This window comes from Ruegeria sp. C5, assembly GCF_056537605.1.
The window spans coordinates 299,694-314,401 of the sequence record NZ_JBQFRX010000001.1 but is presented as its reverse complement, the minus strand read 5'-3'; the positions used below and the strand labels follow the sequence as shown (position 1 = coordinate 314,401).

General features: G+C 55.2%; 15 protein-coding genes. 8 read left to right on the top strand and 7 right to left on the bottom strand.

The window, feature by feature from the left end; all coding sequences use genetic code 11:
• Window positions 1-32: 32 nt before the first annotated feature.
• Window positions 33-476 (bottom strand): type II toxin-antitoxin system RatA family toxin, encoded by a 444-nt coding sequence (locus tag ACR0AW_RS01565; protein WP_170393242.1) that lies wholly within the window; start codon window positions 474-476, stop codon window positions 33-35.
• 72 nt (window positions 477-548) lie between these two features.
• Here ACR0AW_RS01565 and hpt point away from each other — a divergent pair, with 72 nt between their 5' ends.
• The gene (gene hpt / locus ACR0AW_RS01560) at window positions 549-1,097 is read left to right on the top strand and encodes a hypoxanthine phosphoribosyltransferase (RefSeq protein ID WP_010439696.1); all 549 of its coding nucleotides are present in this window, start codon (window positions 549-551) and stop codon (window positions 1,095-1,097) included.
• Window positions 1,098-1,259: 162 nt separating this feature from the next.
• Here the strand turns inward: hpt and ACR0AW_RS01555 are convergent, their stop codons facing one another.
• Together ACR0AW_RS01555 and lipA are read right to left on the bottom strand one after the other, a co-directional pair.
• Window positions 1,260-2,405, bottom strand: coding sequence for an amidohydrolase (locus ACR0AW_RS01555; protein ID WP_170732040.1), 1,146 nt, complete (start codon window positions 2,403-2,405; stop codon window positions 1,260-1,262).
• A complete protein-coding gene (gene lipA / locus ACR0AW_RS01550) occupies window positions 2,402-3,352 on the bottom strand; it encodes a lipoyl synthase (protein WP_170610393.1) in 951 nt (316 codons plus the stop codon). The genes ACR0AW_RS01555 and lipA overlap by 4 nt, the downstream gene beginning before the upstream one ends.
• Window positions 3,353-3,614: 262 nt before the next feature.
• Here lipA and ACR0AW_RS01545 point away from each other — a divergent pair, with 262 nt between their 5' ends.
• The gene (locus ACR0AW_RS01545; RefSeq protein ID WP_170732038.1) at window positions 3,615-4,163 is read left to right on the top strand and encodes a peroxiredoxin; all 549 of its coding nucleotides are present in this window, start codon (window positions 3,615-3,617) and stop codon (window positions 4,161-4,163) included.
• A 51-nt stretch (window positions 4,164-4,214) separates the two neighbouring features.
• Here the strand turns inward: ACR0AW_RS01545 and ACR0AW_RS01540 are convergent, their stop codons facing one another.
• Together ACR0AW_RS01540 and ACR0AW_RS01535 are read right to left on the bottom strand one after the other, a co-directional pair.
• The gene (locus ACR0AW_RS01540; RefSeq protein ID WP_170732036.1) at window positions 4,215-5,138 is read right to left on the bottom strand and encodes a hydrogen peroxide-inducible genes activator; all 924 of its coding nucleotides are present in this window, start codon (window positions 5,136-5,138) and stop codon (window positions 4,215-4,217) included.
• Window positions 5,139-5,198: 60 nt separating this feature from the next.
• Window positions 5,199-6,296 (bottom strand): DUF6456 domain-containing protein, encoded by a 1,098-nt coding sequence (locus ACR0AW_RS01535; RefSeq protein ID WP_170732035.1) that lies wholly within the window; start codon window positions 6,294-6,296, stop codon window positions 5,199-5,201.
• A gap of 241 nt (window positions 6,297-6,537) precedes the next feature.
• On the opposite strand from ACR0AW_RS01535, the gene ACR0AW_RS01530 reads away from it, so the two are divergent.
• Complete coding sequence (locus ACR0AW_RS01530) at window positions 6,538-6,837, top strand: DUF6477 family protein (protein ID WP_170610387.1); 300 nt, start codon at window positions 6,538-6,540, stop codon at window positions 6,835-6,837.
• Here ACR0AW_RS01530 and ACR0AW_RS01525 read toward each other — a convergent pair whose 3' ends face one another.
• Together ACR0AW_RS01525 and ACR0AW_RS01520 are read right to left on the bottom strand one after the other, a co-directional pair.
• Entirely contained in the window at window positions 6,838-8,382 is a 1,545-nt protein-coding gene (locus ACR0AW_RS01525; RefSeq protein WP_170732031.1) for a trimethylamine methyltransferase family protein, read from the bottom strand. It abuts the gene before it with no gap.
• A 134-nt stretch (window positions 8,383-8,516) separates the two neighbouring features.
• Window positions 8,517-8,957 carry a GNAT family N-acetyltransferase gene (locus tag ACR0AW_RS01520; RefSeq protein ID WP_170732029.1) on the bottom strand — a complete coding sequence of 147 codons (441 nt, stop codon included), beginning with the start codon at window positions 8,955-8,957 and terminating at the stop codon, window positions 8,517-8,519.
• A gap of 70 nt (window positions 8,958-9,027) precedes the next feature.
• Between ACR0AW_RS01520 and guaA the strand changes: the two genes are divergently transcribed.
• The 5 genes from guaA to ACR0AW_RS01495 all read left to right on the top strand — a co-directional run bounded on the left by guaA (window position 9,028) and on the right by ACR0AW_RS01495 (window position 14,668).
• Complete coding sequence (gene guaA, locus ACR0AW_RS01515) at window positions 9,028-10,587, top strand: glutamine-hydrolyzing GMP synthase (protein ID WP_170421311.1); 1,560 nt, start codon at window positions 9,028-9,030, stop codon at window positions 10,585-10,587.
• Between the two features lie 57 nt (window positions 10,588-10,644).
• Window positions 10,645-11,235, top strand: coding sequence for an acyltransferase (locus ACR0AW_RS01510; RefSeq protein WP_170732027.1), 591 nt, complete (start codon window positions 10,645-10,647; stop codon window positions 11,233-11,235).
• Between the two features lie 187 nt (window positions 11,236-11,422).
• Window positions 11,423-12,310 carry a DMT family transporter gene (locus tag ACR0AW_RS01505; RefSeq protein WP_170732025.1) on the top strand — a complete coding sequence of 296 codons (888 nt, stop codon included), beginning with the start codon at window positions 11,423-11,425 and terminating at the stop codon, window positions 12,308-12,310.
• A 137-nt stretch (window positions 12,311-12,447) separates the two neighbouring features.
• The gene (locus ACR0AW_RS01500; protein ID WP_170393255.1) at window positions 12,448-13,674 is read left to right on the top strand and encodes an OmpP1/FadL family transporter; all 1,227 of its coding nucleotides are present in this window, start codon (window positions 12,448-12,450) and stop codon (window positions 13,672-13,674) included.
• Between the two features lie 97 nt (window positions 13,675-13,771).
• The gene (locus tag ACR0AW_RS01495; protein WP_170732023.1) at window positions 13,772-14,668 is read left to right on the top strand and encodes a DMT family transporter; all 897 of its coding nucleotides are present in this window, start codon (window positions 13,772-13,774) and stop codon (window positions 14,666-14,668) included.
• Window positions 14,669-14,708: the final 40 nt, after the last annotated feature.

Below are 14,708 nucleotides of genomic sequence, written 5' to 3'. Positions count from 1 at the left end.
CAGTCTAGCGCGCGCCGCTCGGGCGTAAAGCCTCAGCCGTACAGGACGGCAGCACGTTGTTCGAATGCTCGGACGATACGGTGCATGGCTTCGTTGAAAACCACGCCAATGATTCCTTGCAGAACCGCGTTCTTGAATTCGAAATCAACGTGGAACGAGACGTTGCAGCCGTCTTCCGTATCTTCAAACTCCCAATCCGAGCGCATGTATTTGAACGGTCCGTCCAGATACTCGGTATCGATCCGTTTCAGCTCATCAAACAGCGTGACGCGGCTGCCGAAGCGTTCGCGGAACACCTTGAATGAAATAACCAGATCCGCTTCCATCACCTTGCCATCGCCCGCGGCATAGGTCCGACGGATACGGGCCGCAGCGCACCAAGGCAAAAATTCAGGGTATTTCGCCACATCCGCGACCAGATCATACATCTGCTGAGCGGTGTAAGGCAGCGGGCGGGTCTCGGAATGGGTTGGCATGATATCCGGGATTAACTGGTGACAATGGCGCGTGATTTCGTATGTTGCGCGCCAAAGATCAAGGGGGCAGCGATGAGCCAGCGCGCATATGTGATAGATGAGATGATCTCGGCCAAGGCAATTGCTGCCCGGATCGAAGAGCTTTGCCGCGAAATAACGGCTGAATTCGGCGGCACTGACAAGCTGGTCGTTGTCGGCCTGCTGCGCGGCAGCTTCGTCTTTATCGCTGATCTGGTGCGTGAGCTGGACCTGCCCATCGAGGTCGATTTTCTGGAGGCATCGTCCTACGGAGACTCGATGGAAAGCAGTCGAGAAGTTCGTATTCTTAAGGACTTACGCGGCGCCATTGAAGGGCGCGATGTTTTGGTGGTCGAGGATATCGTGGATACCGGCCATACCCTGAACCACGTCTCCAAGCTGCTCCGCACCCGCAAGCCGCACCGGTTGAAATCCATCGCCCTTCTGGACAAACCCAGCCGGCGCGAGGTTGATTTCCGCTCGGACTGGATCGGGTTTGAAATCCCTGATGAATTTGTCGTGGGTTATGGCATCGACTATGCGCAGCGCAATCGCAACCTGCCGTTTATCGGCAAGGTTCGATTTGTCGAAGATCAGGACTGATGAGTCTGCGCCACTTTGTTCGCATGTCAAAATGGGGGCGAAACCCGCCCTCGGAACGGCGCGTGAAACTGGTGTTTGGCGCGATCCTTATCTGCCTGATTATTGCCGGAATTGAATATATGGGTTGGTGGCCCGAATGGGCAGAAAGCCAGCCCAGAAAACTCAGGCCTTGAGCGTTTGTTCGATAGCAGCCAGAAAAATATCTGTCCCGATCGGGATCAAAGCATCCGGGAAATCATAGTCGGGGTTGTGTAGCTGCGGATGATCCCGCCCCGCGCCTAGCCAGAACATGGCGTTTTTTGCGCCTTTTCCGAACTGCCCAAAATCTTCCGAAAACCTTTGTGGGGTTGCAACCAGCTTGCAAGGAATGTCGCGGCTTTGGCAGGCCTCTGACAGGATCTGCACGGCTTCACCCGAATTTGTGCAAGCCTCAAACACATCGTCATAGGTGATTTCAACACTTAATCCCTGTGCCTGAGCACGTGTAGCCACCAGTTGTTCTGCGTCGCGGATCAGGCTTGCCATCCGGCTGTCCGAGACCGTGCGCAGGGTCACCCACAGTTCGGCCTGACCGGGTGCGATACCAAAAGTGGCCTCACCCAGCCTAGCATGGGTTACCGTTGTCAGCGCATATTCTGCATCCAGCGCCCCACCCTGCCCCAGAATGGCCAAAGCAGGCATAAGCTCTGCCAACGCACCGGCTGGCGACACTCCATCCTGAGGGGCCGCCGCGTGAGAGGTTTTGCCCGTCAAAACAATTCGCATCCCACGCGAGGCGCAATTCGCCGGACCCGAGCAAAGCTCAACCCCGCCCAATTCCAAACCCGGCAAATTGTGCAAAGAAAACACATAGTCCGGAGCGATATCCGCAAACTTGGGATCAGCACGATAGGCAATCGCACCTTGACCGGTTTCTTCGGCGGGTTGAAAAATCAGAACCACCCGCCCCTTGGTCGGACGCTTGTCCCCCAATACAAAGGCAACACCAAGCACCATCGCCATATGGCCATCATGCCCGCAAAGATGCCCCTTTCCGGGATGTTGCGACGCGTATCGTGCACTTGAGATTTCCCGAATCGGCAAACCGTCCAATTCACATCGGATTCCGATGGTTGGTCCGGGCTGTCCGCTATCATAAACCGCCGCGACACCGTGGCCACCGATACCTGTCAGAACCGCATCGGGATCACACGCCTGAAGCAAGTTCGAGATACTCGTCGCGGTTCCACGTTCCTCGCCCGATATCTCAGGCACTTGATGCAGTTCATGGCGCTTTTCGGTAAGCCAGGATTGAAGTTCGGGTTTCACCTCTGGTTCAACTTCTTTTGTCGAGCTTCGCGCAAACGGGCGAAATCATCGCCCGCATGGTAAGACGACCGGGTCAAAGGAGTTGCCGAGACCATAAGGAAACCTTTGCCGAATGCAGCTTTTTCATAGGCCGCAAACTCTTCGGGTGTAACAAAGCGGTCAATGCCATGATGCTTGGGTGTTGGCTGCAGATACTGGCCGATAGTCAGAAAATCGATATCCGCCGCGCGCATGTCATCCATGACCTGACGAACTTGCTGCTCGTCCTCGCCCAGTCCGACCATTATGCCGGATTTGGTGAAAATGGACGGGTCCATCTCTTTGACCCGCTGCAGCAAGCGCAATGAGTGGAAATATCGCGCACCGGGACGCACCTGAGGATATAGGCCCGGCACCGTTTCAAGATTGTGATTGAACACATCTGGCTTGGCCTCGACAACAATCTCAAGCACCGAGGGATCGCATTTCAGGAAATCCGGCGTCAGAATCTCGATCGTAGTCTTGGGCGAGCGGTGTCGTACTGCGCGTATGGTTTGGGCGAAATGGTCAGCCCCACCATCCTGCAGGTCATCCCGGTCCACGGATGTGATGACCACATGGTTCAAGCCCAGCTTCTGCACCGCATGCGCCACGCGACCCGGTTCAAATGCATCCAGAGTATCCGGCTTACCGGTCGCAATGTTGCAGAAGGTACAACCGCGCGTGCAGATTTCGCCCATGATCATCATGGTCGCGTGACCCTGGCTCCAGCACTCACCTACATTCGGGCATCCGGCTTCTTCGCAGACGGTGACCAGATTATTGTCACGCATGATCTTGTGCGTCTCGGCATAGCCCTTGCCACCCGGCGCTTTGACCCGAATCCAGTTCGGTTTGCGCGGAGCCGCATTGTCAGGTCGATGTGCCTTTTCGGGGTGTCTTTGCTCGGGTACTTTCAGATCACGCACGGCTGGCTTTCCTGACTTTGGGTCAATTTTCTTTGTTCATAACATAGACCGACTCATTTGGTTACACCAGCGGCGCATAGCCGCTATGCGGCACGTCTACGCGCGTGCAGCGAAAGTGACCATGCACATCATTTTACGCATTACTTATAATGCTTTAACGCCATCAAAGATATTATGCTTTTGCAGCATATATATCATTGAAGCCGAGTTAGAATCATTTTAACTCTCGCGGCAAACATATGTGAATCACAGGAGTTTGATGATGAAAACCGGTGCAAAACTACCTGACGTAACCTTCCATACCCGTGTCCGCGATGAGGCGGTCGAAGGCCCCAACCCGTTCCGTTGGGAAGACAAGACAACTGCGGATTATTTTGCAGGCAAGCGCGTTATCCTGTTCTCGCTGCCCGGCGCATTCACCCCGACATGCTCGACCTATCAATTGCCTGGTTTCGAAAAAGGCCACGGCGATTTTGCGGCCAAGGGCATCGATGCAATCTACTGCATGTCCGTCAACGACAGCTTTGTCATGAACAAATGGGCCGCCGATCAGGGTCTGGAAAACGTCAAGGTCATTCCTGATGGGTCCGGTGAGTTCACGCGTAAAATGGGTATGCTGGTCGACAAGGACAATCTGGGCTTTGGCATGCGCTCGTGGCGTTACGCAGCCATCGTCAACGATGGCGTTGTGGAGGCATGGTTCGAAGAGCCCGGCCTGATGGATAACTGCCCCGAAGACCCTTACGGCATGTCGTCCCCAGAAAACCTAATGAAGCATCTGGACGAAGCCCGCGAACCGGCGCTGGCATAATCCTGTCATGCACTACTTTGAAAGGCCCACCATTTCGGCGGGCCTTTTTCGTTAGGTTCGAGTTTTAGCTACCACGTCTTCACCGACCTGCCGGATTACTTGCGCCAATCGATCGAACCACTCCTCCGCTCCGGTCGAGCTGCGACGCACCAGGCCAATGGTCCTCGCCGGTTGCGGCGCACCAAATCGCAACAATCGCAGACCAGGGACTGCATCCGTCTCGGCCTGCGCCGCAAGTTCAGGCATCAACGTCAGGCCAAACCCTTCGGCGACCAAACGCGACAACGTGGCAAGCGAAGACGCACCCATATTAATTTGGCCGCTGGTACGATCCTGACCGCAAACTTCTAGCGCCTGATCTGTCAGGCAGTGCCCGTCTTCCAACAGCATCAATTGCGCTGTCTTCAAGTCCACAGGCCGCAACTCTTCCGGGCTGATGGTCAATCGATTCAAGCGAGTCTGACTTCCTGCCAGCAAGAACCGATCTTCGAATAGTGGCTCTTCGTGGAAAGTTCCATTTCCCAAGGGCAGCGCCAGTACGGCGGCATCTATTTCGCCCAAGCCCAACATGGATAGCAATCGCTCGGTCCGGGCCTCACGAATCTGAACCCGTAACGAGACATCCGCAGCCCGCAACCCGGCTAGCACCCCCGGCAGCAAATATGGTGCAACCGTAGGAATAATCCCGATCGACAGGGACCTATGGCCACCCGAATGGTCGCGTGCAAACCGGTCCAACCGTTCGGCCGCGTTCAGGACATGTTGGGCATAGTCCAAAACGTCTCGACCAAGTGGTGTCAACAGGATGTCGCGGGCCTGCCGTTCGAACAACGGCCCACCAATCGAGTCTTCCAGTGCCTTGATTTGAACCGAAAGCGCAGGCTGCGACACATGGCAGACCTGCGCGGCACGGCCAAAGTTACGCTGTTCGGCGACGGCCTGGAAATATTGCAGCTGGCGGAAGGTAAAATTCATAACCCCTGACTATCATTTGGGGTCATTTCCGCAAGGCCGGTATATGGCTGCATGAATCGTTCAGCCGATCATCCGATCCCGCTCGGTCTGGTCCTCGTAGTGGCGCTTCAGCCTTTGCAACGCGATCCGCAGCACGATCTTGCCTGATCGCGCAGACCAGCCCATCCGCTTTTCAGCCAGCTCAAGCCCTTCTAAATAACAACAACAGCGCAGCGCGACGTCGCTCAAACCCGGCCCAAGGTCAGACAGCGCGCGGGCCACACGATCTCTGGCACCAGAAGGTCCTCGCCCCACATGGCTGTCCGAGGCAAAGTCACCGCGTCCTCCGCCTGTCAGAAAGCGATCCCAATTTTGTGTGACCTGAGGTCCGATCTGCGCCAGTTCGAAATCCTCACGCAAGCGCTCGCCCGCGCTCACCAGAGTTTCATCCAGAAACAGCTTGCCATCCCGGTCGCGGCGGCGCGCCAAAGCGATCAGCGGGCTTTCCACAGTGCTGTAACGAACGCGGGGCTGCGATGGCGCCCTTGCACCCGCAGTTGCGGGTTTGAATGCGGCCTGCGCTTCCGCCATGCCAAATTCATTCTGCGTGCGCGCTCGGTTTTCGGCCTCGGCAATCAAATGACTTAGCGCAGCCCTGCCCGAGGTTGAAATCCGGTAGCGTAAGATCCGACCCGGACAATCGCATGAAATCCAATCATTCAGCGCCAGAGCCTGCGCGATCCGGCAATCTACAACTGCTGTTTTGGTAGTTCCACCTTCGCCGTTGTCCCGAACCACAACAGCCTTGTGCATATCCTCGGCCACGGCAAGCACTGCACCGGATTCACACATGCGCCTCAGTACACGCAGCGACTCGCGCTCGAATCCGTCGTCTTGGGCTTCGGGCCGTTCTGCCTCAGACGTCACGATTGCAAATGCAGAACCTGTGCGCTCCATTGGCGCAAAGTGTGACTGGGCCAGAGAATGCAGAGCTGCATCCACCAAAGGATCGTCCCTGCGCATCTCAACCCTGCGGATCTGACGCAGAATGGTCGAGGCATGGCACCCTGCGGACCGCGCAATATCCCGAATAGATCGCCCTGACTCCGTATGGTCCAGATATCGTTGCGCCCCTTCGGGAACCCATGCCGGAACAGTGAATGCCACGCTGTTTTCCATATTTCTTCGCCCTCGTCGACAAAACAAACTGACAGTTTTAGCCGTCGGATTCTTAGTTAACCAAATCTAACTAGAGTTGCTTTCGTTACTCGTTCGTTAATCACAGACGGCACAGAGCAGAATTGATTCAAAAAGATAAACAGTGGTGAAACCATAGTTCGGGGTGATCCCGCACAAGGCAACACCCGCTTAGGATGTGTCACATTTCAGACAGCGAAATTGAAAAAGAAGGAAAGCTGCCGTGCAGGACCTGATGACCATGATCACCACACTCCGCCGCCCGCGACTACTGGCCCGTGCCGCCAAGATCGGGGCGCAGGACTATAATCGCGACCGCCACCTGCAACGGCTTCTTGGATATGGATCAACACCGGGCACTGGTGCAGCGTTGATCCGTTTGCTGGAATTGGAGCGTGAGATTAACGCGCAACGCATCGAAGAAGATGCGGCCTATTCACTGGTTCGCCATCTTGATCTGCTGATTGCATTGAATGGCGAAGCGCAACTGTATCAGGCCAGTCGCGCAACGCAGTATCAGTAATCAGGTGAACGCGTCCGGCATCGATGCTTTCTTTTCGGCAACATATGCGTCGAGCGCCGCCTTTACATCAGGGTCAAGCTGCGGCTGCTGGTAGTTCGCCAACAGATGCTCAACCCGTGCCGAAGCCAGCGTCCGTGTATCGCGGGCGCCTTCTTCTTCCCAGGTCTCAAACGGCTTATAATCCAAGAGATCGGTTTTCCAGAACGCTTCCTTGAAGTTGGCTTGCGTATGGGCACAACCCAAATAGTGACCTCCGGGACCGACTTCGCGGATGGCGTCCATCGCCTGTGCATTCTCATCATAGGCCACACCTTTGGCCAATCCGTGCAAAACGCCGAGCTGATCGGCATCCATGACGAATTTCTCGAAATCCGCCACCAAGCCGCCTTCGAGCCAACCGCAGGAATGCAGCATGAAATTCACACCCGACATCAGGCCCATGTTCAACGAGTTCGCGGTCTCATACGCAGCTTGCGCATCCGGCAATTTTGAACCACAGAACGAACCCGCAGAGCGATATGGCAGACCCAGTCGGCGCGCCAACTGACCCGCGCCATAAGTGACGTGCGAAGCCTCTGGGGTGCCAAAGGTCGGCGCTCCTGAATTCATGTCGATCGACGATACGAATGCCCCAAAGATCGCAGGAGCACCCGGACGGATGATCTGGCTATATGCTACACCTGCCATGACCTCGGCCAGAACCTGCGTCAGCGTGCCCGCGACCGAAACCGGTGCCATAGCACCACCCACGATGAACGGCGAAATAATGCAGGCCTGATTGTTTGCGGCATAAACTTCCAGAGAACCCATCATCACGTCGTCAAAGGTCATCGGCGAGTTGATGTTGGTCAACGATGTCATCACGGTGTTGTTCTGCACGAACTCTTTGCCGAACAGGATCTCGCACATCTCGATCGAATCCTGCGCCCGGCTGGGATCAGTGACCGAACCCATGAACGGTTTGTCGGACAGAGTCATATGCGCCATCAGCATGTCCAAATGGCGCTTGTTTACCGGAATATCTGTCGGTTCGCAGACCGTACCGCCCGAATGGTGCAGCCACTTGGACATGTAGGCCAGCTTCACGAACTTGTTGAAATCGTCCATTGTCGCGTAACGACGTCCGCCTTGCGCATCGCGTACGAACGGAGGACCATAGACCGGAGCCAGAACCATATTGCGGCCGCCGATGACTACCGATTTCTCAGGATTGCGGGCGTGCTGGGTAAATTCGCTAGGGGCGGTCTTGATCAGCTCACGTGCCAGGCCGCGCGGCACGCGGACCCGCTCACCATCGACATCTGCACCCGCGTCTTTCCAGCGCTCAAGCGCTGCCGGATTGTCTACGAAATTGACGCCAATCTCAGCCAATACGGTTTCCGCATTGGTTTCGATAATCTCCAGCGCCTCATCGTTGAGGACCTCGAAATTGGGGATATTGCGTTCGATATATTTCGCGGTTTCGATCTTGACCGCCGTACGCTCGGCACGACGGGCGGCACCACCGCCACCCCGTGCCCTGCGCCGGGTGTTTGCCTCTGCCATTGAGTAAATCCCGTGATTGGTTGGTTTGGTAGATGTGTTACATGAACGGCAAACTCCGCCACAGGTAGTTTACGGCGCTCTAGAGGTAAAAGCGACATGAACTGTAGGCCACAGCGACATATGTCTGTCAGTCCCTACTTTGCCCATTTCTGCATGACGACAGAATTCCCTGCCTCCTCGACCTCCACCCAACCCAGATGGGTGTACATTTCACGGGTCGCGTGCATCAATCGGTGAGTCCGCAAGCGCAGGATAGAAAGCCCAAGCTCAACAGCCTCAGCTTCAGCAACTGCAAGTAATTGCCGCGCAACACCTTTGCCCTGAGCTTCTGGCGAAACGGCGAGATTGAATATCATCATAGCCTCGGCCTGTTGATCATATATGATGACACCGAGAAGTGTACCGTCCACTTCAGCAATGACGACCTGATGCTCTGCGATCTCTTCCTCGATACCAGACGCAACATCCGGCAGATCGGCAATGTCTCTCATCGCATCGGCATAAGCGCTTGCGATACAAACTTGTATCGACTTGGCGTCGCTTCGTTCGGCAGTTCTGAGTTTTATGGTGGTCATGTATCAGCCTCCTCGCTGAATTGACGTCATTACGCTTGCACAAGCAAGGCTTGCGACCTAATAGCCAATCATGACCCAAGACAGCCATGACCGCCTTTTGATCATCGACTTCGGCAGCCAGGTGACGCAGCTTATTGCCCGCCGCTTGCGCGAACTGAACGTCTATTGCGAAATCCACCCCTACCAGAACGTCACGATGGATTTCGTGCGAGAGATGGCGCCCAAGGCCGTCATTTTTTCGGGCGGCCCTGACAGTGTTACGCGCGAGGGTTCACCCCGCGCCCCGCAAGAGATTTTTGACTACGGCGTGCCGATCCTGGGCATCTGCTATGGTCAGCAGGTGATGATGCATCAACTGGGCGGCAAGGTTGAAAGCGGGCACGGCACCGCAGAATTTGGCCGCGCATTTGTTACTCCGAATAATCGGCTTGATATCCTCGATGGCTGGTTCGCCGAAGGTGACGAGCAGGTCTGGATGAGCCACGGCGATCATGTAAGCGAAATCGCTCCGGGTTTTGAGGTGTTCGGCACTTCACCCAACGCGCCGTATGCCATCACGGCCGACGCCTCGCGTCATTTCTATGCGGTGCAATTTCACCCCGAGGTTCATCACACACCCAAGGGTGCAAAGCTCTATGAGAATTTTGTCAAACTGGCAGGGTTCAAGGGCGATTGGACCATGGGGGCTTATCGGGACGAGATGATCCGCAAGATCCGCGAACAGGTCGGGGACAAAAAAGTCATTTGTGGCTTGTCTGGCGGTGTCGACAGCTCGGTTGCGGCGATCCTGATACATGAGGCGATTGGCGATCAGCTGACCTGCGTGTTTGTCGACCATGGGCTGCTACGCAAGAACGAAGCTGCCGAAGTCGTCGGCATGTTCCGCGACAATTACAACATCCAGTTGATCCACGCGGACGAAAGCGAACTGTTCCTGGGTGAACTTGATGGTCAATCCGATCCTGAGACCAAGCGCAAGATTATCGGCAAGCTGTTCATCGACGTGTTCCAGAAACACGCCGACACAATCGACGGCGCCGAGTTCTTGGCACAGGGCACCCTGTATCCAGATGTGATTGAATCCGTGTCGTTTTCGGGCGGTCCATCTGTGACCATCAAATCGCATCACAATGTGGGTGGCCTGCCTGAAAAGATGGGTTTGAAGCTGGTCGAGCCTCTGCGTGAACTCTTCAAGGACGAGGTCCGCGCGTTGGGCCGAGAGTTGGGCCTGCCCGACAGCTTCATCGGTCGCCACCCCTTCCCCGGCCCCGGCCTTGCCATTCGCTGCCCGGGTGAGATAACTCGCGAAAAGCTTGAGATCCTACGCGAAGCCGATGCCATATATATCGACCAGATTCGCAAACATGGTCTGTATGATGAGATTTGGCAGGCCTTTGTCGCCATTCTTCCGGTGCGCACGGTCGGTGTAATGGGGGATGGACGAACATACGATTATGCCTGCGCCCTCCGCGCGGTCACATCCGTCGATGGCATGACAGCGGACTACTATCCGTTCAGCCACGAATTCCTCGGTGAAACCGCCACGCGTATCATCAACGAAGTCAAGGGCATCAACCGATGCACTTACGACATCACCTCGAAACCTCCCGGAACGATTGAATGGGAATGATTATTCCCCCTCGGCAGTGCTGAAATGCACCGCATTTGACGGGAGAAGGACAATTCGATGAGCAACTACTCGGTACATGAAACGGCAATCGTCGATGAAGGCGCGCAGATCGGAGATGGCTGCCGAATCTGGCATTGGGTGCACATCTGCGGAGGCGCCAAGCTGGGCCGAAATGTTTCACTCGGGCAGAATGTCTTCGTTGGGAACAAGGTTATAATTGGCGACGATTGCAAAATTCAGAACAACGTTTCGATCTATGACAACATCACGCTGGAAGATGGCGTATTCTGTGGGCCGAGCATGGTGTTCACGAATGTGTACAACCCGCGTTCATTGATCGAACGAAAGGCCGAATACCGCAATACTCTGGTAAAGAAAGGGGCCACGCTGGGCGCCAATTGCACGATCGTTTGCGGTGCTACAATCGGGGAATACGCTTTTATCGGCGCAGGTGCCGTTGTTAATGCTGACGTGAAGCCATACGCACTGATGGTGGGCGTCGCTGCCAAACAGATTGGCTGGATGAGCGAGTATGGCGAGCAGTTGGATTTACCTCTCACTGGGCGTGGTGAGGTTACCTGCCCTCATACCGGTGCTCGATACGTGTTGAACGGCAATTCGGTCAGCAAAGCTCTGCCAACCACCTGAGTATCAGAGCCAGCACGCCGAACGGCTAAGAACCCCTTTTATTTGCGGGTTCGCGTCAGAATACTGGCATCATCTAAGCCCCTCACCCAAAGCGATCATAGACGGCCAGACTTACATTTAGCCTTGCTTCATCGGGTAAAACGCAATCTATTCAGCCCGTTGCACCACAGCACATGTAAGAGATCTCATGAACAGCAATAAAATGCAGATCGGTAAGGCGGCGCTGTGGATGACAGGGGCGATCGCCTCATTCACATCGATGGCCATTGCCGGCCGCGAGCTGAGCGTGACGCACGACACCTTTGAGATCATGTTCTATCGCAGCCTAGTTGGTATCTGCGTGGTGGCAATCGTCCTCTCGGCTTCACGCAAATGGCATCAGGTAACCACCAAACGTCTTGGTTTGCATGGTATTCGGAACGTGTTGCATTTCACCGGGCAGAACCTGTGGTTCTATGCAGTAACGGTGATCCCGTTGGCCCAGGTCTTTGCACTCGAATTCACTCAGCCCATCTGGGTGATCCTGCTGTCCCCACTGCTGCTGCACGAGAGGTTGACCGCTTTGCGTCTGACCGCAGCCCTGATCGGATTTGCCGGGATTCTCCTTGTGGCCCGTCCAGGGGCCGCCACACTTAGTCCCGGCGTTATTGCTGCGGCCGCATCTGCGATTTTCTTCGCGTTAACAGCAATATCGACCAAGTCGTTAACGCGCATAGCCAGCATCGGATGCATTATGTTCTGGCTTACTTTGATGCAGGCCGGTTTGGGTCTGGTTGCATCAGGTCTGGATGGGCAAATAACACTTCCAACCTTAACGACTGCGCCGCTTCTTTTGCTTGTCGGCTTGGCAGGCCTATTGGCCCACTACTGTATTACCAATGCCCTGGCCATCGCGCCTGCGACCGTGGTCGTGCCGTTTGATTTTGCACGCCTTCCGACCATCGCGATCCTCGGGATGGTCCTTTATCACGAGCCGCTGGATCACTGGACGCTTCTGGGGGCCGTGGTGATCTTTGCCGGGATTTTCCTGAACGTTTGGTCCGAGAACCGTAGCAATTCAGCAACACCCGCATAGAGCTATTTTGCTGAATAACGCTCCGTCACCGGTTGACCCAATTTTAAAGTTTAAGACAGTAAAAAGCGGTAACGAGGCCGAATACGCCCAATGAGGATGCGTATAACAGGCAATTTGGACAGTGTAGGGAGGAATATATGAAACGAGTGTTGTTGCACACATGCGCGTTGTGCATTGGGGCAACCGCGGCGCAGGCCGGCGGCCTAGACCGAAGTGGGCAAGGTGTTAACATCCTGTTCGAAGAGGGATCTGTCGTGCAGTTTCGGCTTGGGTATACAAAGCCGGACGTAAGCGGATCGATGGAGGATCAAATTCCGACCAGCCCGACGTTTGGGGAAACGATTGACTCGGGCAATGTCTCGAACAGCTTTTTCACGCCGCATCTGGCATACAAGACTTCTTTGACCGAAAAGCTCGACTTCGCGCTGGTTTATGACGAGCCGTTTGGCGCGGATATCGACTATTCTTCGGATTATCCCTTGTCGCAGAATGTCTTGGCTCTGGCAGGTCTTCCCGGAGCAACAACTGACGTGCTTCGCGCAAAAGCAGATACCGATGCGATCACGGCTTTGCTTCGCTACAAATTGGATGGTGGCTTCAGCGTTATCGGTGGTCTCCGCGCCCAGCGTCTGAAAGCAAGTGTTTCAGTTCCGATCGCTGGTGCAAGCACAACACCATTCGCGTCCGGGGGATACCGCGTTGAAACCGATGCCGAGATCGATTTCGGTTACGTTGTCGGTGTTGCTTGGGAACGGCCAGATATCGCCGCACGGGTCGCTCTGACCTATAACTCGAAAATCACACATGATCTGTCGCAGACCGAAGCGAACGATGCCATCACTGGAATTGTTCCACCCGGCATACCCGTCGTGGGTCGCGTCAGCGCTGATTCATCGACCGAGGTTGTGACGCCTCAATCTGTCAATCTCGATTTCCAGACAGGTGTCGCGCCAAAAACGCTGTTGTTTGGTTCGATCCGTTGGGTTGACTGGCCGCAAACCGTGTACGCACCGCCGGTCTATACTGGTCTGACCGGTATTAACCTGGTCGACTACGAAGAAGCGACATGGACCTACTCACTGGGTCTCGGCTATCAGTTTAGCGAAGAATTCTCTGGCGCGGTAACGCTGGGTTACGAGAGCTCTCAGGGGAACTCGGTCTCGAACCTAGGCCCGACGGATGGGTTCTGGAGTATCGGTCTGGGCGGCACTTACTCTCTTGAAAAGGCCAAGATTTCCGGTGGTGTACGCTATACGGATATTGGGGATGCCACTGCCAACGGTACTGGCCCCGATAACCGTGCCACGTTCACTGGCAACAGCGCATGGAGCGTTGGTATTCAGGTGACTTACGCGCTGAACTAAAGCAGATGCAAATGTGCATATTAAGCCCCGCCATCTCGGTGGGGCTTTTTAGCATGTTCCGGGTCGATATGCTGATTGAGAGATGCCAGAACAAGCCATGACCTCTCAGAAAACACTCACAGCTCGCACTTGGTCCGAATTGATACTGCTTGGTGTCATTTGGGGAATGTCATTCCTTGCGATCCGAATCGCACTTGATACGATTCCCGTCATAACATCAGTTTTCCACAGGGTTTTTTGGGCAGCGCTGGCGTTGTGGATCGTCATCATCTTTCAGCGCCAACCGGTTCCGAGCGATCCGAAGGTCTGGGGTATTTTTCTGATCATGGGGCTGTTGAACAATGTCCTGCCATTCTCGCTTATGGCCTGGGGGCAGCTCTATGTCGAAACTGGGCTGACATCGATTCTGAACGCTGCCACCGCGATCTTCGGCGTCCTTTTAGCGGCCTTGTTTTTTCGCGACGAGAGGCTGACCAAAACCCGCCTCCTTGGCGTAGGGCTTGGGTTTCTGGGCGTTTCAATCACAATTGGCCTCAGACAGTTTAGCAACCTAAACCCAAGCAACCTGGGTCAGGTTGCGATCCTGGCTGGAACGCTTTCTTATGCGTTTGCAGCCATCTGGGCGCGTAGCCACATGAGCGCCCTTCCCCCTCAGATCGCCGCGGCAGGTATGTTGACCGGATCTGCGATCCTGATGACGCCTGTTATGTTGTTGGTCGATGGAGTTCCGACCTTCACCCTGCCCCTGCAAACCTGGCTGGCAATCGCCTATTACGCCCTGCTGGCAACAGCCGGAGCCTATTTGCTGTATTATCGCGTACTGCAACAAGCAGGCAGCGGCAATGTTCTGCTCGTAACGCTCATAATTCCGCCAATCGCAATACTAATGGGTGCTTTGGTGCGCGATGAAGCTTTGCCACCACGTGCTTTTATCGGTTTTACGGTACTGGCGATCGGCTTGCTCATCCTCAGCCGATCTCGCCGACGCGATTGACGCCGCCAGCGGCCCGTTTTAGCTAGGGCAAAACAAGGGA

Coding starts and splice junctions, on each gene's coding strand:
- ACR0AW_RS01565 (WP_170393242.1), bottom strand. CDS start 476: ATGCCAACCCATTCCGAGACCCGCCCGCTGCCTTACACCGCTCAGCAG.
- hpt (WP_010439696.1), top strand. CDS start 549: ATGAGCCAGCGCGCATATGTGATAGATGAGATGATCTCGGCCAAGGCA.
- ACR0AW_RS01545 (WP_170732038.1), top strand. CDS start 3,615: ATGAAAACCGGTGCAAAACTACCTGACGTAACCTTCCATACCCGTGTC.
- ACR0AW_RS01540 (WP_170732036.1), bottom strand. CDS start 5,138: ATGAATTTTACCTTCCGCCAGCTGCAATATTTCCAGGCCGTCGCCGAA.
- ACR0AW_RS01535 (WP_170732035.1), bottom strand. CDS start 6,296: ATGGAAAACAGCGTGGCATTCACTGTTCCGGCATGGGTTCCCGAAGGG.
- ACR0AW_RS01525 (WP_170732031.1), bottom strand. CDS start 8,382: ATGGCAGAGGCAAACACCCGGCGCAGGGCACGGGGTGGCGGTGGTGCC.
- ACR0AW_RS01520 (WP_170732029.1), bottom strand. CDS start 8,957: ATGACCACCATAAAACTCAGAACTGCCGAACGAAGCGACGCCAAGTCG.
- guaA (WP_170421311.1), top strand. CDS start 9,028: ATGACCCAAGACAGCCATGACCGCCTTTTGATCATCGACTTCGGCAGC.
- ACR0AW_RS01510 (WP_170732027.1), top strand. CDS start 10,645: ATGAGCAACTACTCGGTACATGAAACGGCAATCGTCGATGAAGGCGCG.
- ACR0AW_RS01505 (WP_170732025.1), top strand. CDS start 11,423: ATGAACAGCAATAAAATGCAGATCGGTAAGGCGGCGCTGTGGATGACA.
- ACR0AW_RS01500 (WP_170393255.1), top strand. CDS start 12,448: ATGAAACGAGTGTTGTTGCACACATGCGCGTTGTGCATTGGGGCAACC.
- ACR0AW_RS01495 (WP_170732023.1), top strand. CDS start 13,772: ATGACCTCTCAGAAAACACTCACAGCTCGCACTTGGTCCGAATTGATA.